The organism is Bradyrhizobium sp. CER78, from assembly GCF_029846235.1.
In the GTDB taxonomy this organism is placed as follows: Bacteria; Pseudomonadota; Alphaproteobacteria; order Rhizobiales; family Xanthobacteraceae; genus Bradyrhizobium.
Genome location: NZ_JARVWP010000001.1, coordinates 667,568 through 690,090, shown reverse-complemented (window position 1 = coordinate 690,090; position 22,523 = coordinate 667,568). Strand labels below are relative to the sequence as shown.

20 protein-coding genes are annotated in these 22,523 nt (G+C 65.0%); 14 read left to right on the top strand and 6 right to left on the bottom strand.

What is annotated here, in order from left to right:
- Nucleotides 1–164 precede the first annotated feature (164 nt).
- The 3 genes from QDT69_RS02995 to QDT69_RS02985 are packed head-to-tail and all read left to right on the top strand — an operon-like array spanning nucleotide 165 to nucleotide 3,080.
- Nucleotides 165–1,133 carry a TRAP transporter substrate-binding protein gene (locus QDT69_RS02995; protein ID WP_279705185.1) on the top strand — a complete coding sequence of 323 codons (969 nt, stop codon included), beginning with the start codon at nucleotides 165–167 and terminating at the stop codon, nucleotides 1,131–1,133.
- 25 nt (nucleotides 1,134–1,158) lie between these two features.
- Nucleotides 1,159–1,743, top strand: coding sequence for a TRAP transporter small permease (locus QDT69_RS02990; protein ID WP_279705157.1), 585 nt, complete (start codon nucleotides 1,159–1,161; stop codon nucleotides 1,741–1,743).
- Nucleotides 1,740–3,080: a TRAP transporter large permease gene (locus QDT69_RS02985; RefSeq protein WP_279705156.1), complete on the top strand. Its 1,341-nt coding sequence runs from the start codon at nucleotides 1,740–1,742 to the stop codon at nucleotides 3,078–3,080. The genes QDT69_RS02990 and QDT69_RS02985 overlap by 4 nt, the downstream gene beginning before the upstream one ends.
- Nucleotides 3,081–3,088: 8 nt before the next feature.
- On the opposite strand, the gene QDT69_RS02980 is transcribed toward QDT69_RS02985, so the two are convergent.
- A complete protein-coding gene (locus tag QDT69_RS02980; RefSeq protein WP_279705155.1) occupies nucleotides 3,089–3,880 on the bottom strand; it encodes an enoyl-CoA hydratase/isomerase family protein in 792 nt (263 codons plus the stop codon).
- Nucleotides 3,881–4,141: 261 nt separating this feature from the next.
- Here QDT69_RS02980 and QDT69_RS02975 point away from each other — a divergent pair, with 261 nt between their 5' ends.
- Nucleotides 4,142–5,359: an FAD-dependent oxidoreductase gene (locus QDT69_RS02975; protein ID WP_279705154.1), complete on the top strand. Its 1,218-nt coding sequence runs from the start codon at nucleotides 4,142–4,144 to the stop codon at nucleotides 5,357–5,359.
- Between the two features lie 99 nt (nucleotides 5,360–5,458).
- Here the strand turns inward: QDT69_RS02975 and rbsK are convergent, their stop codons facing one another.
- Both rbsK and QDT69_RS02965 read right to left on the bottom strand, forming a co-directional pair.
- A complete protein-coding gene (gene rbsK / locus QDT69_RS02970; RefSeq protein WP_279705153.1) occupies nucleotides 5,459–6,394 on the bottom strand; it encodes a ribokinase in 936 nt (311 codons plus the stop codon).
- A gap of 21 nt (nucleotides 6,395–6,415) precedes the next feature.
- Nucleotides 6,416–7,309, bottom strand: coding sequence for a sugar kinase (locus tag QDT69_RS02965; RefSeq protein WP_279705152.1), 894 nt, complete (start codon nucleotides 7,307–7,309; stop codon nucleotides 6,416–6,418).
- 221 nt (nucleotides 7,310–7,530) lie between these two features.
- Between QDT69_RS02965 and QDT69_RS02960 the strand changes: the two genes are divergently transcribed.
- The 10 genes from QDT69_RS02960 (at nucleotide 7,531) to QDT69_RS02915 (ending at nucleotide 18,408) form a co-directional block, all read left to right on the top strand.
- A complete protein-coding gene (locus QDT69_RS02960) occupies nucleotides 7,531–8,391 on the top strand; it encodes a VOC family protein (RefSeq protein ID WP_279705151.1) in 861 nt (286 codons plus the stop codon).
- Nucleotides 8,392–8,731: 340 nt separating this feature from the next.
- Nucleotides 8,732–9,388: a TetR/AcrR family transcriptional regulator gene (locus QDT69_RS02955; RefSeq protein WP_279705150.1), complete on the top strand. Its 657-nt coding sequence runs from the start codon at nucleotides 8,732–8,734 to the stop codon at nucleotides 9,386–9,388.
- A 263-nt stretch (nucleotides 9,389–9,651) separates the two neighbouring features.
- Entirely contained in the window at nucleotides 9,652–10,461 is an 810-nt protein-coding gene (locus QDT69_RS02950) for an ABC transporter permease (protein ID WP_279705149.1), read from the top strand.
- Nucleotides 10,462–10,519: 58 nt separating this feature from the next.
- Complete coding sequence (locus tag QDT69_RS02945; protein WP_279705148.1) at nucleotides 10,520–11,518, top strand: ABC transporter substrate-binding protein; 999 nt, start codon at nucleotides 10,520–10,522, stop codon at nucleotides 11,516–11,518.
- Between the two features lie 130 nt (nucleotides 11,519–11,648).
- The gene (locus QDT69_RS02940; protein ID WP_279705147.1) at nucleotides 11,649–12,494 is read left to right on the top strand and encodes an ABC transporter ATP-binding protein; all 846 of its coding nucleotides are present in this window, start codon (nucleotides 11,649–11,651) and stop codon (nucleotides 12,492–12,494) included.
- Between the two features lie 12 nt (nucleotides 12,495–12,506).
- Complete coding sequence (locus tag QDT69_RS02935) at nucleotides 12,507–13,913, top strand: hypothetical protein (RefSeq protein WP_279705146.1); 1,407 nt, start codon at nucleotides 12,507–12,509, stop codon at nucleotides 13,911–13,913.
- The gene (locus tag QDT69_RS02930; RefSeq protein WP_279705145.1) at nucleotides 13,910–15,061 is read left to right on the top strand and encodes a Gfo/Idh/MocA family oxidoreductase; all 1,152 of its coding nucleotides are present in this window, start codon (nucleotides 13,910–13,912) and stop codon (nucleotides 15,059–15,061) included. The genes QDT69_RS02935 and QDT69_RS02930 overlap by 4 nt, the downstream gene beginning before the upstream one ends.
- A gap of 15 nt (nucleotides 15,062–15,076) precedes the next feature.
- Nucleotides 15,077–16,285, top strand: coding sequence for a dihydrodipicolinate synthase family protein (locus tag QDT69_RS02925; protein WP_279705144.1), 1,209 nt, complete (start codon nucleotides 15,077–15,079; stop codon nucleotides 16,283–16,285).
- Entirely contained in the window at nucleotides 16,285–17,148 is an 864-nt protein-coding gene (locus QDT69_RS02920) for a sugar phosphate isomerase/epimerase (RefSeq protein WP_279705143.1), read from the top strand. Before QDT69_RS02925 ends, QDT69_RS02920 begins: the two co-directional genes overlap by 1 nt.
- A gap of 114 nt (nucleotides 17,149–17,262) precedes the next feature.
- Complete coding sequence (locus QDT69_RS02915) at nucleotides 17,263–18,408, top strand: alpha-hydroxy acid oxidase (protein WP_279705142.1); 1,146 nt, start codon at nucleotides 17,263–17,265, stop codon at nucleotides 18,406–18,408.
- Between the two features lie 126 nt (nucleotides 18,409–18,534).
- On the opposite strand, the gene QDT69_RS02910 is transcribed toward QDT69_RS02915, so the two are convergent.
- The 3 genes from QDT69_RS02910 to rocD all read right to left on the bottom strand — a co-directional run bounded on the left by QDT69_RS02910 (nucleotide 18,535) and on the right by rocD (nucleotide 22,519).
- Nucleotides 18,535–19,227, bottom strand: a complete 693-nt coding sequence (locus QDT69_RS02910; protein ID WP_279705141.1) for a potassium channel family protein — start codon at nucleotides 19,225–19,227, stop codon at nucleotides 18,535–18,537.
- Between the two features lie 126 nt (nucleotides 19,228–19,353).
- Nucleotides 19,354–20,775, bottom strand: a complete 1,422-nt coding sequence (locus QDT69_RS02905; RefSeq protein WP_279705140.1) for a Spy/CpxP family protein refolding chaperone — start codon at nucleotides 20,773–20,775, stop codon at nucleotides 19,354–19,356.
- A 529-nt stretch (nucleotides 20,776–21,304) separates the two neighbouring features.
- Nucleotides 21,305–22,519 (bottom strand): ornithine--oxo-acid transaminase, encoded by a 1,215-nt coding sequence (gene rocD, locus QDT69_RS02900; protein ID WP_279705139.1) that lies wholly within the window; start codon nucleotides 22,517–22,519, stop codon nucleotides 21,305–21,307.
- Nucleotides 22,520–22,523: the final 4 nt, after the last annotated feature.

The window sequence follows — 22,523 nt, the reverse complement described above, 5'->3', positions numbered from 1 at the left end:
CCGAATTGTCGATAATTTCTGCGATGTAGCGCTCGTTCGCGCCTACGACGACCTGATTACCTCTGTTTTATTGACAATCCCGCGGGACTGGTGGGATGATCGCGTCAATCAAAAACAGGGGGAACGTCGCGATGGGCACTTCAGCCAGGATCGTCGGGATCGCCATGGCCGCGGCAGCGCTGCTGCTGTCCGCTGGCGCCGGCGCGCAGGAGGTCAAGCACTTCCGCTTCGCCTACGACCAGCCGCGCAACACCGGCTATTCGGTTGCCGGCGATCTGTTCGCCGACAAGCTCAAGGAATTGAGTAAGGGGACGATGATCGTCGACCAATATCCCGGCGCGCAGCTCGGCCAGGAGCCGCAACTGCTGCAGCTCGTGAAGTCGGGCGATATCGAGTTCGCAATCATCTCCTCCGCCAACACCGCAACGATCTCGCCGCAGGCCGGCGTGATGTCGCTGCACTTCCTGTTCCGTAACGACGCCCATGTGATCAAGGCGCTGGCGGATCCGCAGGTGTTCGACGCCATCAAGACGATGATCGACGACACCGCCCAGGGCCTGCATGTGATCGGCACCGGCTCGCAGGGCGTGCGCCACATCTACAGCAAGAGGGAAATTCATAACGTCGGCGACCTCAAGGGCGTCAAGGTGCGGGTGCAGGCGACCGCGACCGAGGACACCATGTTCCCGGCCTACGGCGCGCAGACGGTGCACATGCCGTTCGGCAGTGTCTACACCTCGCTGCAGACCGGCGTGGTCGACGCCGCCGAGAACAGCATCAACGTCTATCTCGTCAACAAGCACTACGAGGTCGCGCCGGTGCTCTCGATCACAGAGCACGAGGCCAACAATGCGCTGCTGTTCGTCTCCGACAAGCTCTGGCAGAGCCTCTCCGCCGAGCAGAAGCAGTGGGTGCAGGCCGCCGCCAACGAGGTCAGCGCCAAGGAGCCGCAGAAGGCGTTCGAGCTGGAGCGCAACGCGCTGACCAAGCTGAAATCGTTCGGCGTCAAGGTGATCGAGAACGTGGACAAGAAGAGCTTTACGGCGGTCGCCGATCCCTATCTCGACAAGCTCGCCAAGGAGCTCGGCCCGCATGCGGAGAAGATCAAGAACCTGATCCGCGCGATCAACTGAAGCCCGGGTCGACGGGGAGCGCGCCATGGCCATCGCCGACAGACTGGTGCTGCAACGGCAGCGGCATCTGAAATGGCGGGCGCTCGACCGGCTCGAGCTGATCCTGATGATGCTGTGCGGCCTGCTGTGCTTCGGCTTCTCGCTCTCGGTCACTGCCGACATCGTCACCCGAACCATCGGTCACCCCTGGCTGTGGCTGCAGGAGGTGACCTCGACGCTGTTCATCTACGCGATCTTCATCGGTGCCGCGGTCGCGACCAGGCGCAACGATCACCTCTATCTCACCGCACTCTCGGAGGCGATGCATGGCAGGTCGCGGACATTCGTCGAGATCGTCATTCGGTTGGTCGTGCTGGGCGTCGCCTTCTGCCTGGTCTGGTATGGCTATCAGAATTACCTGCGCGGCTTCGGCAGTTTCCGCCTGCCGTCCGGCACACCGATCGCATCGCTCTATGCGGTGATCCCGCTGTCGGGAATCCTGATCGGCCTGTTCACGACAGAGCAGCTCGTCAACGGCATCCACAACGGCTTTGACCATCCGGAGCCGCCGGACGACGATCTTGCGATACCAGCCGTCAGCACCAGCGCGACCGCGGGGGTGCAGCCGTGAGCGCACCGGTCGTGCTTGTGCTGATGTCGTTCTGCTTCCTGTTCTTCGGCTATCTCGGCGTGCCCGTGCCGTTCTCGCTGATGGCCGGCGTGTTCGTCGGCGCGGTGCTGTCGGATGTTTCGCTGGCGGCGATCATCCAGAAGATCTTCGACGGCGTCGATTCCGAGGCGCTGCTTGCGATCCCGTTCTTCCTGCTGGTCGGCGAGCTGATGAGCTCGGCGAATGTCGTGGTCCGAATCGCCAATCTGTCGGTCTCGCTGGTCGGCCACATCAGGGGCGGACTGTCGCAGGTCGTCGTCGTGTTCAGCATGTTCTTCTCGGAAATGTCGGGTTCGACCACCGCCGACGTCGCGGTCATGAGCCGGGCGCTTGGCGGGCCGATGCGGCGGGAAGGCTATGAGCCGGCGTTCATCGCCGCGATCATCGCCTCGGCCTCGACCATCGCGGCGCTGGTGCCGCCGAGCATCACGGCGGTGGTCTATGGCGCGGTCGGCAATGTCTCGATCGCCGGCCTGTTCATGGCCGGCGTGGTCCCCGGCCTGATGATCGGCTTCGGGCTGATGATCTATTGCTATTTCTTCGGCCCGTCAGGCCTGCGCAAGCCGCGCGCGCCGCTGCGCCAGGTCGTGTTCGCCGCCGGTGACGCCGCGCTGCCGCTGATGATCCCGGTGATCCTGCTCGGCGGCATCCTGACCGGCTGGTTCACGCCGACCGAGGCTGGCGTGGTTGCGGTCGCCTACATCATCATCGTGGTGATCCCGGCGCTGAACCGCGGGCACCTGAAGAAGATCCCGTACGACTTCTGCCTCGCCGGCCTGATCTTTTCGCTGCCGCTGATCACGATCGGAGCGGCGAACGCATTTGGCTGGATGCTGGCCTATCTGCGCGGCGCCCTCTACATCGCGGACTGGATCACCTCGATCGCCGGCAATGATCCGCATCTCATCATGCTCTTGATGGTGCTGCTGTTCACCGTGGTCGGCGATTTCATCGAGCCGGTGCCGACCATCATCATCTTCATGCCGCTGGTCAACGCGCTGACCCAGGCCGGCGACATTAACGGTGTCCATATGGGCGTGGTGCTGATCGCGACACTCGCCTTCGGCCTGATCACGCCGCCCTACGGCCTCGTGCTGTTGATGGCGTCGAAATTCGTCGGCATCAGCTTTGCAAAAGCGCTGCGGGCGGCGCTGCCGATCTATGTCGTGTTCCTGGTCACGATCTGCTTCACGATCTACTTTCCGAAGGTCGTGCTGTGGCTGCCGAAGCAGGTGATCCCGGAATCGGTCGGCTGCTTCAAGGCACCCGGCGGCACGGGATACATCTGTCCGAATTAGCCAGACCGCTACTTCGATTTGCTGGTGAATTTCTTCACCGCGACACGGAAATCGTCGGTGTGCATCGACGTGATGATCTTGTGCTCCTCGGCATCGAGCTGCTGCTTGGTCGGCGTGGTGGCCGCCTGGTAGACCAGTGATTTGGTCGCCGCGATCGCGGCTGGCGGATTCTTTGCCAGGCGTTCGGCGAGCTGCCGGGTGGCCGCCTTCAGCTCGGTCGCGGGGACGGTCTTGACCACCAGTCCCCATTCATAGGCCTGCTGCGCGGTGAAGCCGTCCTCGGCAAGGAAAATCTGCAGCGCGCGACGTGTCCCGACCGTGCCGACGATGCCGACCGTGCTGCCGCCATCCGGCGACACGCCGATCTTGGCATAGGCGGGCGTGAAGCGGGCATCCTCCGCGGCGATGCACAGGTCGGTCACGAAGGCGAGGCCCATGCCTGCGCCGGCCGCCGAACCGTGCACGCTGGACAGCACCATCTTCGGCATCCGCCGTACGGTCTCGATGAAGGCGTGGTAGTGGTGCAGCATCTCGCTGACCACCGGGGTGACATTGTTGGCTTCGGCGGCGGCGCCGATGGTCTGCAGATCGCCGCCGGCGCAGAAGGCGCGGCCTTCGCCCTCGATGACCAGCACGCGGACGTTCTTGTTGGCTTCGACCTCGGCGCTGAGCTGCTCGAGCTTCCTGGCGATCGTCAGGTCGATCGCATTGAACGCGGCCGGCCGGTTCAGCGTGATGGTCGCGATAGCGCCGTCGATGCGGAGCAAAGCGGGATCGTTGGGGGAGGTGGGATCGGGCATCTCTAGGGACCTTGGGCTTGTTGGTTCCGGACATTTAAAGCCTTGGCGGGAGCCGTGGCAATGCGGCCCGGCGCCCAGAGGCGGTGTTCGAGCGCCCAGATTTGCCAGAGACCCCCTTGCATCGGCGCGAGCCATGAGGCCAAATGGCCGTCAGCCTTCGGTACGCAGACACGAGCGCTGTGGGGACGGGGCAAGCAAGCTAACATCGACAAGAGGAAACGGCATGGGTCGCTCCTGCGCGCGCGTATTTGGGTTGTTCCGATGACAGGCTCGGTCATCATCGTCGGTGCCGGACATGCCGGCTTCCAGCTCGCGGCGTCGCTGCGCCAGGCGGGCTTCGCCGACCGCATCATCCTGCTCAATGACGAAGGCCATCTGCCTTATCAGCGGCCGCCATTGTCGAAGGCCTATCTGAAGGGGACCGGCGGGCCCGAGACCCTGATGTTCCGGCCCGACAAGTTCTACCACGACAACAAGATCGACCTGATCACCGATCGCGCCCATGCGGTCGACCGCAATGTGCGGAAAGTGGCGCTCGCCTCCGGCACCTCGCTCGACTACGGCCATCTGGTGCTCGCGACCGGCGCACGGAACCGGCTGCTCGATATTCCCAACGCCAAGCTCGACGGGGTCCGCTATTTGCGCATCCTCGATGAGAGCCAGGCGCTGCGCGACTTGATCGCACCCGGCATGCGCGTCGTCGTGATCGGCGCGGGCTTCATCGGGCTTGAATTCGCGGCGACGGCGCGGGCCAAGGGCCTTGAGGTCGACGTGGTCGAACTCGCCTCCCGCGTGATGGCGCGCGCGGTGACCGCGGAGATTTCCGAGTTCTCGCAGTCGCGCCACGCAGCCGCCGGCATCCGGATTCACCTCGGCGTGCAGGTCACGGCGATCGAAGCCGATGGTGCGAAGGTCACCGGCGTCAGCCTGAGCAACGGCACGCATATCCCGGCCGATCTCGTCGTGGTCGGCGTCGGCGTGCTGCCGAATGTCGAGCTCGCCGCGGAAGCCGGGCTGCCGGTCGCATCCGGCATCATCGTCGACGAGCATCTTCTGACCGCCGATCCGAATGTCTCCGCGATCGGTGATTGCGCGCTCTACACCAGCAAGCGCTTCGGCGGATCGCTGCGGCTGGAGTCGGTGCAGAATGCGACGGACCATGCGCGCTGCGTCGCGTCACGGCTGACCGGCAAGACCGAGGTCTATGACGGCCTGCCGTGGTTCTGGAGCGACCAGGGCCCCGACAAGCTGCAGATGGCAGGCCTCACCACCGGCTACGATCGCGTCGTGGTGCGCGGCGACCGCGCGCAGGGCGCATTCTCGGCGTTCTGCTATCGCGGCGACAGACTACTCGGCATCGAGTCGGTCAATCGCGCCGGCGATCACATGTTCGGCCGCCGGCTGCTCGGCGCCGGTGGTTCGATCACGCCGGAGCAGGCGGCGGATGCGAGTTTTGATTTGAAGAGTGCGCTGGCCTAACCACTCGTCGTCCCGGCAAAGGCCGGGACCCATACGCCGCGGCCTCTCGATTTGAGGCGGTGCGGGTTGATGTCAATTCAAGACAATTGCGGCCAGTGGTTATGGGTCCCGGCTTTCGCCGGGACGACTCGTGGAAAGAATCGCGGCCACCTCCTGCGTCGTCGGCATCGACGGCGCAGCGCCCATCCGTTGTGCGCAAATCGAGGCCGCGGTGTTGGCGTAGGCCAGCGCGTCGCCGAGCGGCTTGCCGATGGCAAGCTGTGAGGCGAGGGCGCCGACGAAGCAGTCGCCGGCGCCTGTGGTGTCGACGGCCTTGACCTCGCGCCCGGGCACCAGCAGCGGCTGGTCCTCGACCAGTGCCAGCACGCCGCGCTTGCCGAGCGTGACGCAGACGATCTTGCCTCGCCCCAAGGTGCGCGCCGCCTCGGCGAAGCGCGACGGGTCATCGCTGTCGCGCAGCTCGGTTCCCGTAAGGAGGCTGAGCTCGGTCTCGTTGAGGATCAGGATATCGACGAGGTCGAGGAGCGCCTTGTCGGCCGGTTTCGCCGGTGCCGGGTTGAGGATCGTGGTGACGCCGGCGGCGCGGGCGCGGCGGAAGAATGCGGCGATCGTCGGCAGCGGGATCTCGAACTGGCTGACCGCGACGTCGCCTTTCGCGAGCACGGGTGCTGCGACATCATCGGCATCGACCAGCCCGTTGGCGCCCGGTACGACCACAATCGTGTTGTCGGCATTGGCAAGCGTGATGATCGCGGTGCCCGAATGCACGCCGTCGGTGTCTTTGACGAAGCTGAGATCGACGCCCTGCGCGGCGAGAAAGGCTCTCAGCTCCTTGCCGAACGCGTCAGTGCCGAGCCGGCCGACCAGCGTGGTCGGTACGCCCTGCTTGGCCGATGCCACCGCCTGGTTGGCGCCCTTGCCGCCGGGAAAATACAGCACGGCCTCGCCGGCCACGGTCTCGCCAACCTTCGGGTGGCGCTCGGCAGTCGCCACCACGTCCATATTGATGCTGCCGGCGACGAAGATGCGCCCCATGCCCAACCCCATTCAGCCCTGTCAAACCGCGGCGCCGAACTCCTGCTTCACCGCGGCGATATCGTCGAGCGTCGGCAGGCCGGCCTCGTTACCGAGCTTCTGGATCTTGTAGGTCGACGCCGCGCGCGCGAACTCGAAATGCTCATGCCAGGCTTTGCCGGGATTGGCGAGATAGGAATAGATGTAGGCGCCGTGGAAGACGTCGCCGGCGCCGTTGGTGTCGATCACGCGCTTGCGCGGGATCGGAAACGCCGGCAGCGTCTGCACCGTACCCGTCTCGTCATACCAGAGCAGGCCGCGCTCGCCCATGGTGACGCCGCCGATCTTGCAGCCGCGGCTCTTGAGATAGTCGAGCATCTGCTCCGGCGTCTTGTCCATCTGCTCGCACAGCCGTTCGGCGACGATCGCAACGTCGATGAAGGCGAGCAGCTCATGGGTGTTGGTGCGCAGGCCACCGCCGTCGAGCGAGGTCATGATGCCGTCCTCACGGCAGAGCTTCGCATAATGGATCGCGGCGTCCGGCTGGTGGCCGTCGATGTGCAGCGCGCGGCAGCCCTTGATGTTCAGCAGCGGAAAGGGATGGATGTGCTGGTCGTCGCGGCAGCGGACGATGGCGCGCTTGCCGTCGTTGGGCATGATGAAGGACAACGAGGAGGAGTTGACCTTGCGCGGGTGGAACGAGAGGCCATACCGGTCGGCCATGTCCCAGAACATCCGCCCCAGCCAGTCATTGGCCATGGTGGCGATCAGGTCCGGCTCGACGCCGAGCTTGGCGCAGCAGAACGCAGCGGTCACCGCGTTGCCGCCGAAGGAGACGGCATAGGCGTCGGCGACGTGTTTCTCGTCGCCGACCGGCATGTGATCTGTGATGAAGGTGACGTCGATATAGGTCTGTCCAATGAAGAGAGCCTGCATTCGCTTCCCGTCGTCGCTTGGTGTGGTCCCGGCCACGGACTAGACTAGCACCGCTGATCGGCCGATATCGCTGAAATTATTCGCAACCCTGCTTGGTTTACAGGTAGAGATGATGAATGTGTCGCCCGTTCTGGTATGCGGCATAACGGCCGGCAGCAGGTCGTGGTTCCGATACGCGCAAGGAGAAGCACCATGACGGCAGATTTGGGGAGGCCAACGCCATGATTACCGGTCTTGACCACGTCGTCGTCCTGACCGGGGACATCGCCGCCGCCAGCGCCGCCTATGAGACGCTGTTCGCGCGGGCGCCGGCCTGGCGCAACAGCGGCGACGGCGCCGACCGCGTGCTGTTCACGCTCGACAACACGACGCTGGAATTGATGGCGCCGCGCGGCGATGACGATGCTGCCCAGCGAGTTCGTACTGCGCTCGCGACCCAGGGCGAGGGGCTCGCGAGCCTCTGCTTCCGCACCAGCGATATCGCCAGGACGCACCGCAGGCTCGACCGGTTGACGCTGAAGCCCGAACCTGTCGCCGAGGTCGAAAGCCGCGACGAGACCAGCGGCGCCACGCTGTCGTGGAAACGCACGCGTGCGGCGACCGATGCGACGCGCGGCGTACGCATGTTCTTCCTGGAACGGGAGCAGGAGCGGCCGCTGTCGGTCCGCACCACGCCGGCCTCGATCACCGCGATGGATCACGTCGTGGTTTCGACGGCCGACCCGGAACGCGCCGCAGCGCTCTATGGCGCGCGACTCGGGCTCGACATGGCACTCGACCGGTCGCATCCTGAGTGGGGCCGGCTGATGTTCTTCCGCTGCGGTGACCTCGTCGTCGAGGTCACGCACCGGCCGGCCAAAGGGAACGACAAGGCGGCGACCGACGCGCCGGACCGGCTGCGCGGCATCTGCTGGCGCGTCGTTGATGCCGATGCTACGCATGCGCGGCTGGTTGCCGCCGGCGTCGACGTCTCGGAGATTCGCACCGGCCGCAAGCCCGGCACGCGCGTGATGACGGTGCGCAACGGTACCTGCGGCGTGCCGACGCTCCTGGTGCAGCCCTCACAGGGAAAGCCAGACTAGGCCGCGTTCAATCCGCGCGTCGTCCCGACAGCGTGCGCGGCGGATAATAAGCCTCATCGTCATTCCCCGGTGCGCAATTGCGCACCTGAGGGCGCGCCTCTTGGCGCGAGCCCGGAATCCATTCATCCAAGGAGCACGCAGTCCGATGGATTCCGGGCTCTCGCTTCGCGAGCCCCGGAATGACGAAGGGGCACTGTGAGAAATATTCCCGCATGGCCGTCACGACAACATTCGTTCTCAAACGTCGCGCGTCATGCTACATTCATCAGCTCAGCATCACCGGGCGATCGAATTGGCGAAGGCAAAGCGGATACAGAGATGGCAGCGCGACCCCCAGGGGATGCGGCTGCGGATTCTCGAGGCGGCCAAGCAGGAATTCGCCGCCCATGGCCTCGCCGGCGCGCGGGTCGACCGCATCGCGGCCAATGCCGGCGCCAACAAGCGCATGCTGTACTACCATGTCGGCAACAAGGAGGATCTCTATCTCGAGGTGCTGGAAGGCGCCTATGAGAAGATCCGCGCCGAGGAGCGCACGCTCGACCTCGAGCATCTCGATCCGCCCGAGGCGATCGGGCGCCTGATCGACTTCACGTGGAACTATTTTCTGCGCAACCCCGAGTTCCTGGCGCTGCTGAACACGGAAAACCTCGCCAAGGCAAAGCACCTGAAGCGCTCGACCAAGGTCAAGTCGATGCACTCGCCCTTTGTCGAGATGATCCGCACCGTGGTGACGCGCGGGGTCGAGAGCGGTGACTTCCGTGTCACGGTCGATCCGGTGCAACTCTATATCTCGATCGCGGGGCTCGCGTTCTTCTATCTCTCCAATAGCGCCACCTTGAGCGTGATCTTCGGCCGCGACCTGCTCAAGAAGGACGCCCGTGACGAGCGCCTAGAGCACATGACGGCGCTGGTGCTGGCGGCGCTGACCGGCAAGTCCACGGCCGAAGTCGGTAGCGCGATGCCGCTGCTGCGCACCAGCGAACACCGGGTGGTGTGAGGGCTCGCGGTTCGTCTGTAGTCATTGCCAGGCACATAGCTCGTAGCCCGGATGAGCGAAGCGACATCCGGGACCAGACCATCCGCGGACAGATTTCCCCCGGATATCGCTTCGCTCATCCGGGCTACAGTACTCAGCGATAATTCTCGTCTGACGAAAGTTGCACATTTCAGCGCGATTTTGCCGCGTGCGAGGGGCTGGACAGTATTTATCCAACGGGTTAATTTCTAACCGAAAACAGAGAAACTGCAAGGGAGCGTGACGTGGCGGAGGCAAAGAGCCCCTCAAGCCTATCGAAGGTGCTGAATGCGGCGTGGGTCCGCCCGTTCCTGTTCCTGGTGGTCATCGTGGTGGCGTGGGACCTCTCGATCCGCCTGTTCCACATCCCGGCCTATCAGATCCCGTCGCCCGGCGACGTCGTCGCGGTGCTGTGGAGCGACTGGCCGGAGCTGCTGCGGCAGTCCTGGCCGACCACGTACGCGACGATCTGCGGCTTCCTGCTCTCGGCGCTGTTCGGCATTCCCGTCGCGATGCTGATCGCGGGCTCGAAGACGGTCGAGAGCTACGTCTATCCGCTGCTGGTGTTCTCCCAGTCCGTGCCGAAGATCGCGATCGCGCCGCTGTTCGTGGTGTGGTTCGGCTTCGGCATCATCCCCAAGGTGATCTCCGCGTTTTTGCTCGGCTTCTTTCCTGTGGTGGTCTCGGCGGTGCAGGGCTTCAAATCCGTCGATCCCGACATGGTCGACCTCGCGCGCGCGATGCAGGGCAGCCGCTTCAAGGTGTTCTGCGCGGTCAACCTGCCGCATGCGATGCCCGCGATCTTCTCGGGCCTCAAGGTGTCGGTGACGCTCGCCGTGGTCGGCGCCGTCGTCGGCGAATTCGTCGGCTCCAATTCCGGCATCGGCTACGTGATGCAGCGCTCGATCGGCACTTTCGACCTGCCGACGATGTTCGCGGCGCTGGTGATCCTGGCGCTGCTCGGCGTCATCCTGTTCTGGATCGTCGACCGCATCGAGCGGCTGGTGATCCCCTGGCACGTCAGCCAGCGCGACGACATCAGTTTCGCTTCCTAACGCAGCGACCGAACAAGCGGCCCACACAAGGGCCGCGGACAATAAAGGGAGAACAACCATGAAGCGTTTGATTGCGGTCGCCGGCGCCGCATTGGCCTGGACCGCGCTCGCGGTAGCCCCGGCATCCGCCGCCGACAAGGTTGTGCTGATGCTGAACTGGTATGTCTATGGCGAGCACGCGCCGTTCTACTACGGCAAGGCCAAGGGCATCTATGCCGCCGAAGGCATCGACCTCGAGATCCAGGAAGGCCGCGGCTCGGCCGCAACCACGCAGGCGGTGGCGGCCAAGACCGCGGATTTCGGCTATGTCGACGTGCCGACGATGATGCGCGCGGCGGTGAAGGGCGCGCCCGTGATCGCCACCGGCGTGCTGCTGCAGACCAGCCCGATGTCGGCGATGAGCCTTGCCGACAAGAACATCAGGAAGCCGGAGGACATCAAGGGCAAGACGGTTGCGATCACGCCGGCGGATTCGATGACGCAGATCTGGCCGCTGTTCCTGAAGAAGACCGGCCTGAAGGAAAGCGATTTCCAGACCGTTGCCGGCGACGGCCAGACCAAGCTCAACGCCGTCATCAACGGCCAGGCCGATCTCTTGCTCGGCTACGTCATGGACCAGTCGATGAAGATCAAGGACGCCACCGGCAAGGACGTCTATCCGATCAAGTTCGCCGACTACGGTATCAACATGGTGTCGTCGGGCATCATCGCGAACTCCGACTATGTGAAGGCTAACGCCGACCTGGTCCGCCGCTTCATGTCGGCAACGACCAAGGCGGTCGAGGCCGCGGAGAAGGACCCCAAGGCGGCCGCGCAGTCGATCCTCGACGCCAATCCGAAGGGCGGCAAGATCGACACGCTGACCCAGGGTTTTGAGCTGACGATCCCGCTCTACCGCACGCCGGAGACCAAGACCAAGCGGCCGTTCCAGGTCACCGACCAGAACATGACCGAGTCGGTCAATCTGATGGTCGAGTATGGCGGCCTCGACGCCAAGGCCAAGGCCAATCCGAAGGCGTTCTACACCAACGACTATCTGCCAAAGGGCAATTCGTGAGGGCAATTGCCGCCGTCATTCCGGGGCGATGCGAAGCATCGAACCCGGAATCTCGAGATTCCGGGCCTGGTCCTTCGGACCATCCCGGAATGACAGTGAGGATTGGGCGCCTTTCGTTGGACCAGACACCATGAAATCAGCGATGAAGACAGTTGCCGAGCAGCCCGCCGCGCACCTGCGCCTGGTGTCGGACCGCGCGGCCGGTGCCGCGCCCGGCATCAAACTATCAGGCGTGTCGAAGACCTACCGCTCGCGCGACGGCGATGTGCCGTCGCTGAGGCCGCTCGACTTTACCATCAATGAGGGCGAGTTCTTTGTCGTGGTCGGGCCGTCCGGCTGCGGCAAGTCCACACTGCTGAAGATGATCTCGGGCCTGCTGCCGCCGACGACCGGCGAGGTGCTGGTGGACGGCGAGGTGGTGACCAAGCCGCACGGCAATGTCGGCATCGTGTTCCAGAACGCGCTGCTGCTGCCATGGCGCAACATCCTCTCCAATGTGATGCTGCCGATCGACATGAAGCGGCTCGCCCGCGACAAATATCTCGCCCGCGCCAAGGCGCTGCTGAAGCTGGTCGGGCTCGAGGGTTTCGAGAAGAAGCTGCCCTGGCAATTGTCCGGCGGCATGCAGCAGCGCGCCTCGATCTGCCGCGCGCTGGTGCATGATCCCAAGATCATGCTGATGGACGAGCCGTTCGGCGCGCTTGACGCCATGACGCGGGAGCGCATGAATGTCGAGCTGATGCGGATCCAGCGCGAAACCGGCAAGACGGTGCTCCTGATCACGCACTCGATCCCCGAGGCCGTATTCCTTGCCGACCGCGTCCTCGTGATGACCGAGCGGCCCGGCGCGATTGCGGCGATCTACGATGTGCCGATGCCACGGCCGCGCTCGCTCGAGACGATGTCCGATCCGGTCTTCACCGAGCTGGTGCAGCGGATCCGCAAGCATTTCTTCACGCAGGGGTCGCTGGACTGAACCGAGCCTTCGATGACGCTTCGCCTCAAAGTCAACGATATCGCCTTCTTCGAACGGCCGCTGGCCTTCGCACGGCCGTTCCGCTTCGGTGCGGTGACGATCACCGCGTCGACGCAGCTGTTCGTGCGGGTCGAGATCGAGGTGGAGGGCAAGGGCCGGGCGACCGGCGCCAGCGCCGAAATGCTGGCGCCGAAATGGTTCGACAAGCGACCGCATCTGACCGAAGCGCAGTCGCTCGACGGCCTGCGCCGCTCGCTTGCGATCGCACGCGAGCTCTATCTGGCGAACAAGGGCTTTGAGACCGCGTTCGGCCTGCATGCCCGGTGTATCGGTTCGCAGGTCGCGGCCTGCGCTGCGGAGGACATTCCGCCACTCGCCGCCGGCTTTGGCCCGGCCGAGATCGACAAGGCGATCCTGGACGCGTTGCTGCGCGCCGCCAGCGCGAATTTCTTCGACGGCATGGCCGGCAATATCGCCGGCATCGACGCGCGGCTGACGCAGGATATCGATGATGCAGCTGTTGTGCGCTTCCTTTCGACACGCAAGCGGCTCGATCGTGTCGCCGTCAGGCATACGGTCGGGATGGACGACAAGGTTGAAGGCGAGGGCGGCGTCGCCGACGCGAACGAGAACGCGGCAGCACGCTATTTCAAGCTCAAGCTGAACGGCGACCCGGCGCATGATGCGGCGCGGCTGGCGCGGATCGGCAACGAGCTCGCCAAGCTGTCTTACGCGGTCAAGGTCACGCTCGATGCCAACGAGCAGTATGCCGATCTTGCCGCGCTGAATGCGCTGGCGGACCGGCTCGACCATGACGCCGCGTTGCGGCCGATCGCGGCCAACCTGCTCTACATCGAGCAGCCGATGCCGCGCGATATCACCAAGGCTTTGCCGCTTGGCACGCTCGCCGCGCGGAACTTCATCATCGACGAGGCCGACGATTCATATGATGCCTTCCCGCAGGCGCGGGCGCTCGGCTATCGCGGCATTTCCTCGAAATCGTGCAAGGGCATCTACAAGTCGATTATCAATGCGACGCGCGCAGCGGCATGGAGTTCGGATCGCGATCGGTACTTCATCGGTGGCGAGGATCTGACCTGCCAGGCCGGGCTCGGCGTGCAGCAGGACCTCGCGCTCGGCGCGTTGATCGGCGTCACCCATGCCGAGCGCAATGGGCACCATTACGTCGACGGCTTTGCCGACACCCCGGCCGACGAGGCCGACGCCTTCCTCACCGCGCATCCCGATCTCTACACGCGCGCCGGCGGCAAGATCCGCCTCGCCATCCATGACGGCGATCTGCTGACCGGATCGATCGCCGCCACACCGGGCTTTGCCAGTTCGATCCATCCGGACTGGTCCACCATGCAGCCGCTCAAGCGGCCCACACCACGCGTTTCGCAGGAGCAGACAGTATGACGACCAAACGCCTCGGCCTGATCATGAACGGCGTCACCGGCCGGATGGGGCTCAACCAGCATCTGATCCGCTCGATCGTTGCGATCCGCGAGCAGGGCGGCGTGCAGCTGGCGAACGGTGACCGCATCATGCCCGATCCGATCCTGGTCGGCCGCGACGCGGAGAAGGTCGCTGGCCTCGCCAAGCGCTACAACATCGACCGCCACACCACCGATCTCGATCGGGCGCTGGCCGACAAGGGCGACACCGTGTTCTTCGATGCCGCCACCACGCAGGCGCGGCCCTCGCTGCTGACCAAGGCGATCAACGCCGGCAAGCACGTCTATTGCGAGAAGCCGATCGCGACCAATCTGGAGGAAGCCGTCGCGGTCGTGAAGCTCGCCAATGCCAAGGGGTTGAAGCACGGCACGGTGCAGGACAAGCTGTTCCTGCCCGGCCTGAAGAAGCTCGCCTTCCTGCGCGATTCCGGATTCTTCGGCCGCATGCTCTCGGTGCGGGGCGAGTTCGGCTATTGGGTATTCGAGGGCGGCTGGCAGGAGGCGCAGCGGCCGTCGTGGAACTACCGCGCCGAGGATGGCGGCGGCATCATCCTGGATATGGTCTGCCACTGGCGCTATGTGCTCGACAATCTCTTCGGCGAGGTCGAGAGCGTGGTCTGTATCGGTACGACCGATATCCCCGAGCGCTATGACGAGAAGGGCGGGAAGTACCAGGCGACCGCCGACGATTCCGCTTACGCCACGTTCAAGCTGAAGGGTGGTGTGATCGTGCATATCAACATGAGCTGGGTGACGCGGGTCTACCGCGACGATCTCGTCACCTTCCAGGTCGACGGCACCCATGGCTCCGCGGTCGCGGGCCTGACCGACTGCGTGATCCAGGCGCGCCAGGCGACGCCGCGGCCGGTGTGGAATCCGGACGAGAAGCGCATGCACGATTTCTATGCCGATTGGCAGAAGCTGCCGGAGAACGTCGTCTACGACAACGGATTCAAGGAGCAGTGGGAGATGTTCATCCGCCATGTCTGCGAGGATGCGCCGTACAAATACACCCTGCTCGAAGGCGCCAAGGGCGTGCAGCTCGCCGAATGCGCGCTGCAGAGCTGGAAGGAGCGGCGCTGGATCGACGTCGCTCCGATCGTGGTCTGAGAGAGGGCTTTCGTCATGAACAAGCCAGTCCTGCCCAAGCCTAACCTGACAAAGTCGTCGCTGTCCTTGTGGCTGCCAACCACCGACGGTGGCCTTGAAATCTATCGCCTGGCGGCGTCGCGGACCTTTCCGGCGAAGCTCGAGGGCACGCTCAATCGCGTGGCGTTCTCTGCCGCCCATGTGGTCGCCGATCCCCGCGCCGACGTCGATCCCTGGCTGACGGCTGCGATCGATTGGGACAAGACGATCGCATTCCGCGAGCACATCTGGGATCTCGGCCTCGGCGTCGCCGAGGCGATGGACACCGCGCAGCGCGGCATGGGGCTGGATTGGGCGACCTCGCTGGAGTTGATCCAGCGCTCGGTGAGGGCGGCGAAGGCGAGGGGCAACGCGCTGGTCTTCTCGGGCGCCGGCACCGATCACCTCGCGGTCGAAGATGCGAAATCCATCGACGACGTCATCCGCGCCTATGAGGTGCAGCTCGCGGCGGTGGAGAAGGCCGGCGGGCGGATCATCCTGATGGCCTCGCGAGCGCTGGCAAGGCTCGGCAGGAATGCGGAGGATTACGCTGGGGTTTACGACCGCGTGCTATCGCAGGTCCGGGAGCCCGTGATCATCCACTGGCTCGGCGACATGTTCGATCCGGCGCTGGCAGGCTACTGGGGCACGGCCGATCTCGACAGAGCGATGGACACGGCGGTTGCGATCATCAACGCCAACGCGGCCAAGGTCGATGGCGTCAAGGTGTCGCTGCTCGACAAGCAGCGCGAGATCGACATGCGGCGGCGGCTCGATCCGCGGGTGAAAATGTACACCGGCGACGACTTCAATTATGCGGAGTTGATCGCCGGCGACGACAAGGGATTCTCCCACGCGCTGCTCGGCATCTTCGACGCGATCGCGCCCGCGGCGTCCTACGCGCTGTCGCTTCTGGCGACGGGCGACGAGGCCGGCTTCCACGACGTGCTCGGCCCGACAGTGCCGCTGTCGCGCCACATCTTCAAGGCGCCGACCCGCTTCTACAAGACCGGCATCGTGTTCATGGCTTATCTGAACGGTCACCAGGATCACTTCACGATGGTCGGCGGACAGGAGAGCGCGCGCTCGACCCTGCATCTCGCCGAGTTGTTCCGGCTTGCCGACCAGGCGGGGCTGCTCGCCGATCCAGAACTTGCGACACGACGGATGCAGGCCATCCTGACAACACGCGGTATCGACGCCTGATGCGCGACTTTTCCAACGATCACCGCTGGCTGTCGCTGAACACGGCGACGGTCCGCAAGCAGGGCGATCTCCTCGCCATCATCGAGGCCTGCGCGCGTCACAGCATCCGCGCCATCGATCCCTGGCGCGACCAGGTCGCAGCCGTCGGGCTCGACCGTGCCGTGCGCGCGGTCAAGGATGCCGGACTCGATCTCTCCGGCTATTGCCGTGGCGGTATGTTCTCGGCTGATGACGCGCATCGCGGCGAGGCGCGGGACGACAATCGCCGCGCGGTCGACGAGGCCGTGGCGCTCGGCGCCTCCTGCATCGTGCTCGTGGTCGGCGGGTTGCCGCAATATTCGCGGCCGGGCAGCGCGGCCTCGAAGGACATCGCCGCGGCGCGCAACCAGGTCCATGACGGCATCGCCGAGATGCTGGACTATGCAAAGCAGGCAAAGCTGCCGCTCGCGATCGAGCCGCTGCATCCGGCCTATGCCGCCGACCGCGCCTGCGTGAACACCACGAAGCACGCGCTCGACATCTGCGAGGCCCTCGATCCCGGCCGCAGCGGCGCGATCGGCGTTGCGCTCGACGTCTATCACATCTGGTGGGATCCGGAGCTGAAGAGCCAAATCGCGCGCGCCGCCAGGGATCGCCTGCTCGCATTCCATGTCTGCGACTGGCTGGTGCCGACCAAGGACATTCTCAACGACCGCGGCATGATGGGCGACGGCGTGATCGACATCAAGTCGGTGCGCGCGATGGTCGAGGCGCAGGGCTTCGCCGGCTATTCGGAGATCGAGATCTTCTCCAATGATTGGTGGGGCCGGCCGCTCGACGAGGTGCTGCGGACCTGTATCGAGCGCCACCGGACGGTGGTTTGACCCGCCAGCCTGGTCCGGTGGACAAGGCGAGGCGTGCCCGTTATTCCGGAGGCTGTGGGTTTGAACGGCAGTGAGGGCCGTTGAAATCCGCGGCCCGGACCTTCGGAGCACGACATGCGCTTGAGCGATTGCCACAATTTCCATGACTTCCGCGAGCTGGCGCGGCGGCGGCTTCCGGGGCCAATTTTCGATTATATCGACGGTGGGGCGGACGACGAGGCGACGCTTCGGCAGAACACCGCGAGCTTCGAGCGGTGCGATCTGGTGCCGAATATCTTGCGCGGGGTCGAGAACGTCGACCTCTCGGTGACCGTGATGGGCCAGAAGCTGGCAACGCCGTTCTATTGTTCGCCGACCGCGCTGCAGCGTCTGTTTCACCATCAGGGCGAACGGGCCGTCGCTGCCGCCGCGGCGAAATACGGTACGATGTTCGGCGTGTCCTCGCTCGGCACCGTGAGCCTGGAGGAATTGCGCAAGGCCTACGCGACGCCGCAGGTCTATCAGTTCTATTTTCACCGCGACCGCGGCCTGAACACGGCGATGATGCAGCGCGCCAAGCAGGCCGGCGTCGACGTGATGATGTTGACGGTCGACAGCATCACCGGCGGCAACCGCGAGCGCGACCTGAGGACAGGATTCTCGATCCCGTTCAGGCTCACGCTCGGCGGCATGCTGCAATTCGCCATCAAGCCGGCATGGGCCATCAACTATGTCACGCATGAGAGCTTCAAGCTGCCGCAACTCGACGAGCACGTCGACATGAGCGGCGGCGCGATGTCGATCGGGCGTTATTTCACCGAGATGCTCGATCCCGCCATGACTTGGGACGACGTCGCGCAAATGGTCCGGCAGTGGAATGGCCAGTTCTGCCTGAAGGGCGTCATGTCGGTCGATGATGCCAAGCGTGCGGTCGAGATCGGCTGCACCGGCATCATTCTGTCCAATCACGGCGGCCGGCAGCTCGATGGCTCGCGGGCGGCTTTCGATCAGCTGGCCGAGATCGTCGATGCCGTGGGCGACCGGATCGATGTGATGATGGACGGCGGCATCAAGCGCGGCACCCATGTGCTGAAGGCGCTGTCGCTGGGCGCCAAGGCCGTCGGTCTCGGACGTTTCTATCTCTATCCGCTGGCGGCGGCCGGTCAGGCCGGAGTCGAGCGGGCGCTTGGTTTGCTGCAGACCGAGCTGGTGCGGGACATGCGGCTGATGGGGTATTCCTCGATCAGCCAGCTCTCTCGCACAAACCTGCGGTTCAGATAGCCGCCCGAATAGAGCATGATCCGAAAAAGTGCGAAGCGGTTTTCCGAAAAGATCATGCGAAAACAAGAATCTAAAGCGCGATGGCGATTCAAGCTCATCTCATCGCGCTTTAGTCCCGCATCGCGCTCACGAATCCTGATCGCTGTGCGTGATCTCGAGCGTCACGAGCCGCGCCAGCAGCGTTGCGGGATAAAGCTGGCCGAAGATCGCCTCGAGATTGCACAGGCTGCGCGCGATCGGATGCAGCGGGGCGACGTCGCCATAGCCGGTGGTCGTCAGCGTCATGAAGCTGAAATAGATCAGCTGGTTCGCCAGCGCCGGACTGTCCTCCATCTTCATCCCGGAAAAGGCGTTCGGCAGCAGCGTGCCGATGAAGGTGTAGAGTGCCGAGAAGATCACGGCAACGGATAGATAGAGCAGGACGGCGCCGATCACGCGGTGATAGGTGACGCGGCCCGGCGCAAATGTCGCGCGTGCCACCGTCACGGCCAGGGTGATGCCGACGATCAGCCACGAGCCGGCGAACAGATTGAGGTCGATGATCGAGGGCGAACGCAGCCTCAGGACTCCGCCCGTGACGATCATGGCAAGCGCAACCAGCATCGCGGCAACCGCGATTGCGCTCCCCGACATCAGGAACACGCCGCCGACCAGGAACAGCGCGAGCAGCAGTTCGAAGATCTGGAATTCGAACAGGCCGAGGGCCTGGAGCGGCGCTATCACGAACATCATGACCATGATCAGGGCCGTGAGCACGGTCAGCAGGGAATCGCCCCAGCGCTCGCGCAGCTCACCGATGCTCGTCCAACTGCGTTTCATTCCTGCCCCGTCATTCGACACCGCATCAGGATGCCGGTGCCGAACATTGCTGTGCGGCGGCCGCAAAGGCAAGACGGGGGACCGGCGTCGCGCGCGCCGTGCGGTGAGGATTGCAGGCCGGAGGCCTCAAGGGCTCGCGACCTGCTGCAGCGTGTTGAAGCGCGCCTTCTGCTCGCTGCTCAGCAACGCATAGAACTTGTCCAGCGCAGGCTCGATCAGCGTCGCCGCCTTCTGCATGGCCTCGAGCCGGCGCTGCATCGCTTCCAGCCGGCCGACCGGGGTCAGCGGCACATCGTTCGGGCAGGCCGCCTGCAGGTCCGCGATGGCCTTTGTGGTCGCATCGCTCAGGCGATCGAGCGCTTCCTTCTGCTTGCCCGCCGGATGCAGCGAGGCCTCTATCCGGTTGATCGGCAGTTGCGCCAGGTCGGATTTCGAATCGCCGCAATTGCCGGATTGCGCGGTCGTTTCCTGCTGTTGCGGCGAACGCTCGCCGACATGCGGACCGAGCGCATTGAAGCGGGCCTGCTGCTCGTCGCTGAGCGAGCTGTAGAAATTCTCGAGCGCAGGCCGCACGATCTTGATCGCCTCGAGCGTCGCGGCGATGCGGTTTTGCATCGACCGCAAGCGGCCGGTCGGCGTCATGGCATAGCTGTCGCTGCAAGTGTCCTTGAAGACGTTGGCGGCCTCCGTTGCGGCAGTCTTCAGATCGTCGAGCAGGACGCGCTGCTGCTGGCTCGGCCGCACTACTCGCGCGATGTCGGCAAGCGGCCAGGCCGTGACGCCCTTGTCGGGTTCACCGCACAGCTGCTTGATGGCCTGCGGGCTCGTATCGGCCCGTTGACGGGATCGCGTGCGGCCTGCGGTCGCCGGATAATCGCCAGGTTCGATGCTGGCATAGGCGGAGTAGGGACTGTTGGTGTCCCAGAACACGGTGTCGACGAAGTCGTCATAGGCGTAGGCCCAATAGCCCGGTTCGTAGGCATAGGACCAGAACGTGTAATCAAAGATGTCCGAATAGGCGTAAGGCAGGAACACCGGGCCAAGCCACGCCACGAACGCCGCGCGGTGGCCGCGCCGCCAGGCATTGCGGGGCGCCCAGCCACCTTGGCGCATCGCAAGCGCCGCCTGGCTTTGCGCGCCCGCCTGCTCGCGGAAGCGCGCGGCAAATCGCTCGCGTTGGGCGGCCTGCGTCGCGGCCGTCGTCGCGGCTGCAGCCGCTGTGGCGGCACCAACGGTCGCTGTCGGCGCCAATCGCTGCTGGCGGGCAAGGTCGGCTTGCTGTGAGCGCTGCTCGCGCTGCAGCAGGCGGTTCTGCGCCTGCAGCGCGCGGTCGTGGACGCGTTGCGCGCGTGCGCCTTGAACCTTCTGCGACTGCAATTGCTGCACACGTTGCTGCAGGCGATCGATCCGGGTCTGCCGCTCCGCGGTCTGACGCGAGAGCGTGTCACGCTGCCGCTGCTGCGTGGCCTGCTGGCGTTGCTGGACGAGCTGCTGCCGCTGCTGCGCACGCTGTTGAATTCGCTCCGTCGGCGACGGCCGTGCGCTCAAGCGCGACGGTGGGCTCGGGCGCGATGGCGTGGCCACATGAGGAGCAGGGCGCTGCGGTGCCCCACGACGGAATTCGGGCCGATGCGTTGCGACGCGCGGCGCGGTGATCCGCGGAGCCTGGCGCACTGATGGGGCGGCGAAATGCGGCGCCGGGCGCGGCGCCATCGCCGGTCGCTGCGGGGCATGGAACGCAGGTGCGGCCGGCCGAGCCATCGCGGGTGGCCGAGCCATTGCAGGCGGTCGCGCCATTGCGGGCGGGGCGGCGTGAACCATCGGCGCGGCAGGACGCGCCATCGCCGGTGGCGCGGCTGGACGTGCCGCTGGTCCACCCTTTTCGTGCGGCTGGGCGGACGCGCCGCCGCTCGCCACGAGCATTGAGGCACTCATCAAGAAGACAATAAATCCAGCGCGACGGGAAGGCATGACGTAGCTCTCCGTCCATACCCGCCCGCAGAGCTTCAACGCGCGGATGTTGAAATCGTTCTTGTTCGCTGTGGCCGGCCGTGCGGTCTTCCGACGCAGGGAACCGTCAGGAGACATCCTGCGTCAGAGCGGCAGCGATCCGCTCCAGAGCCCAGTCGACCTGGTCGGCGGTGATCACCAGCGGTGGGGCGATGCGGATGGCGTGCTCGTGGGTGTCCTTGGCGAGGATGCCACGGGCCTGCAGCGCGAGGCAGTAGCGGCGGGCGCCGCCGGCTTCCGGGTGCAGTTCGATCGCCAGCATCAGGCCGCGCCCGCGCACCTCGCGGATGACGTTGGCGCGGATGTCATGCAGTCCGGCGAGAAAGCGCGCCCCCTGTTGCGCTGCGTTCTCGATCATCCCTTCCTCGACCAGCACCCGCAGCGCGGCGCGCGCCACCGCGCAGGCCAGCGGGTTGCCGCCGAAGGTCGAGCCGTGCTGGCCCGGCCGCAGCGTACCGAGCACGGCGTTGTTGGAGAGCACCGCCGACACCGGATAGAAGCCGCCCGAGAGCGCCTTGCCGAGCAGCGTCACGTCGGCCTCGATGCCCTCGTGCTGCTCGGCGAGCAGCTTGCCGGTGCGGCCGAGCCCGGTCTGGATCTCGTCGAGCACCAGCATCACGTTGCGCGCGGTGCACAGCTCGCGTACGCGCGCGAAATAGCCGGGCGGGGGAATGATGACGCCGGCTTCACCCTGCACCGGCTCGACCAGGAAGGCCGCAGTGTTCGGCGTGATCGCCTGCTCGAGTGCCGCGGCATCGCCGAACGGGATGATCTTGAAGCCCGGCGCGAACGGGCCGAAATGGTCGCGCGACCCGGCGTCGGTCGAAAACCCGACGATGCCGAGCGTGCGTCCATGAAAATTATTGGCGCAGACGATGATCTCGGCCTGCCCGTCCGGCACGCCCTTGACCTCATAGGCCCATTTGCGCACCGACTTGATCGCGCTCTCCACCGCCTCGGCGCCGCTGTTCATCGGTAGCACCTTGTGCGAGCCGGTCAGCTCCGCGAGCTCGCGGTAGAACGGAGCGAGCTGGTCGTTGTGGAAGGCACGCGAGGTCAGCGTCAGCCGGTGCGCCTGCTCGATCATTGCTGCCAGGATCTTCGGATGACAGTGGCCCTGGCTCACCGCCGAATAGGCGGAGAGACAGTCGAGATACCGGTTGCCATCGGTGTCCCAGACCCAGACGCCTTCGCCGCGGGACAGCACGACCCCGATCGGCTCGTAATTGTAGGTGCCGAACTGCGCTTCGGTTGCGAGGAGATCAGTGACCGATGGACTCATCCTG

Excerpts from the sequence above, each read along its gene's own strand:
- QDT69_RS02995 (WP_279705185.1), top strand. The coding sequence starts at position 165 with ATGGCCGCGGCAGCGCTGCTGCTGTCCGCTGGCGCCGGCGCGCAGGAG.
- QDT69_RS02990 (WP_279705157.1), top strand. The coding sequence starts at position 1,159 with ATGGCCATCGCCGACAGACTGGTGCTGCAACGGCAGCGGCATCTGAAA.
- QDT69_RS02980 (WP_279705155.1), bottom strand. The coding sequence starts at position 3,880 with ATGCCCGATCCCACCTCCCCCAACGATCCCGCTTTGCTCCGCATCGAC.
- QDT69_RS02975 (WP_279705154.1), top strand. The coding sequence starts at position 4,142 with ATGACAGGCTCGGTCATCATCGTCGGTGCCGGACATGCCGGCTTCCAG.
- rbsK (WP_279705153.1), bottom strand. The coding sequence starts at position 6,394 with ATGGGGCGCATCTTCGTCGCCGGCAGCATCAATATGGACGTGGTGGCG.
- QDT69_RS02965 (WP_279705152.1), bottom strand. The coding sequence starts at position 7,309 with ATGCAGGCTCTCTTCATTGGACAGACCTATATCGACGTCACCTTCATC.
- QDT69_RS02960 (WP_279705151.1), top strand. The coding sequence starts at position 7,531 with ATGATTACCGGTCTTGACCACGTCGTCGTCCTGACCGGGGACATCGCC.
- QDT69_RS02955 (WP_279705150.1), top strand. The coding sequence starts at position 8,732 with ATGCGGCTGCGGATTCTCGAGGCGGCCAAGCAGGAATTCGCCGCCCAT.
- QDT69_RS02945 (WP_279705148.1), top strand. The coding sequence starts at position 10,520 with ATGAAGCGTTTGATTGCGGTCGCCGGCGCCGCATTGGCCTGGACCGCG.
- QDT69_RS02940 (WP_279705147.1), top strand. The coding sequence starts at position 11,649 with ATGAAATCAGCGATGAAGACAGTTGCCGAGCAGCCCGCCGCGCACCTG.
- QDT69_RS02935 (WP_279705146.1), top strand. The coding sequence starts at position 12,507 with ATGACGCTTCGCCTCAAAGTCAACGATATCGCCTTCTTCGAACGGCCG.
- QDT69_RS02930 (WP_279705145.1), top strand. The coding sequence starts at position 13,910 with ATGACGACCAAACGCCTCGGCCTGATCATGAACGGCGTCACCGGCCGG.
- QDT69_RS02925 (WP_279705144.1), top strand. The coding sequence starts at position 15,077 with ATGAACAAGCCAGTCCTGCCCAAGCCTAACCTGACAAAGTCGTCGCTG.
- QDT69_RS02920 (WP_279705143.1), top strand. The coding sequence starts at position 16,285 with ATGCGCGACTTTTCCAACGATCACCGCTGGCTGTCGCTGAACACGGCG.
- QDT69_RS02915 (WP_279705142.1), top strand. The coding sequence starts at position 17,263 with ATGCGCTTGAGCGATTGCCACAATTTCCATGACTTCCGCGAGCTGGCG.
- QDT69_RS02910 (WP_279705141.1), bottom strand. The coding sequence starts at position 19,227 with ATGAAACGCAGTTGGACGAGCATCGGTGAGCTGCGCGAGCGCTGGGGC.
- rocD (WP_279705139.1), bottom strand. The coding sequence starts at position 22,519 with ATGAGTCCATCGGTCACTGATCTCCTCGCAACCGAAGCGCAGTTCGGC.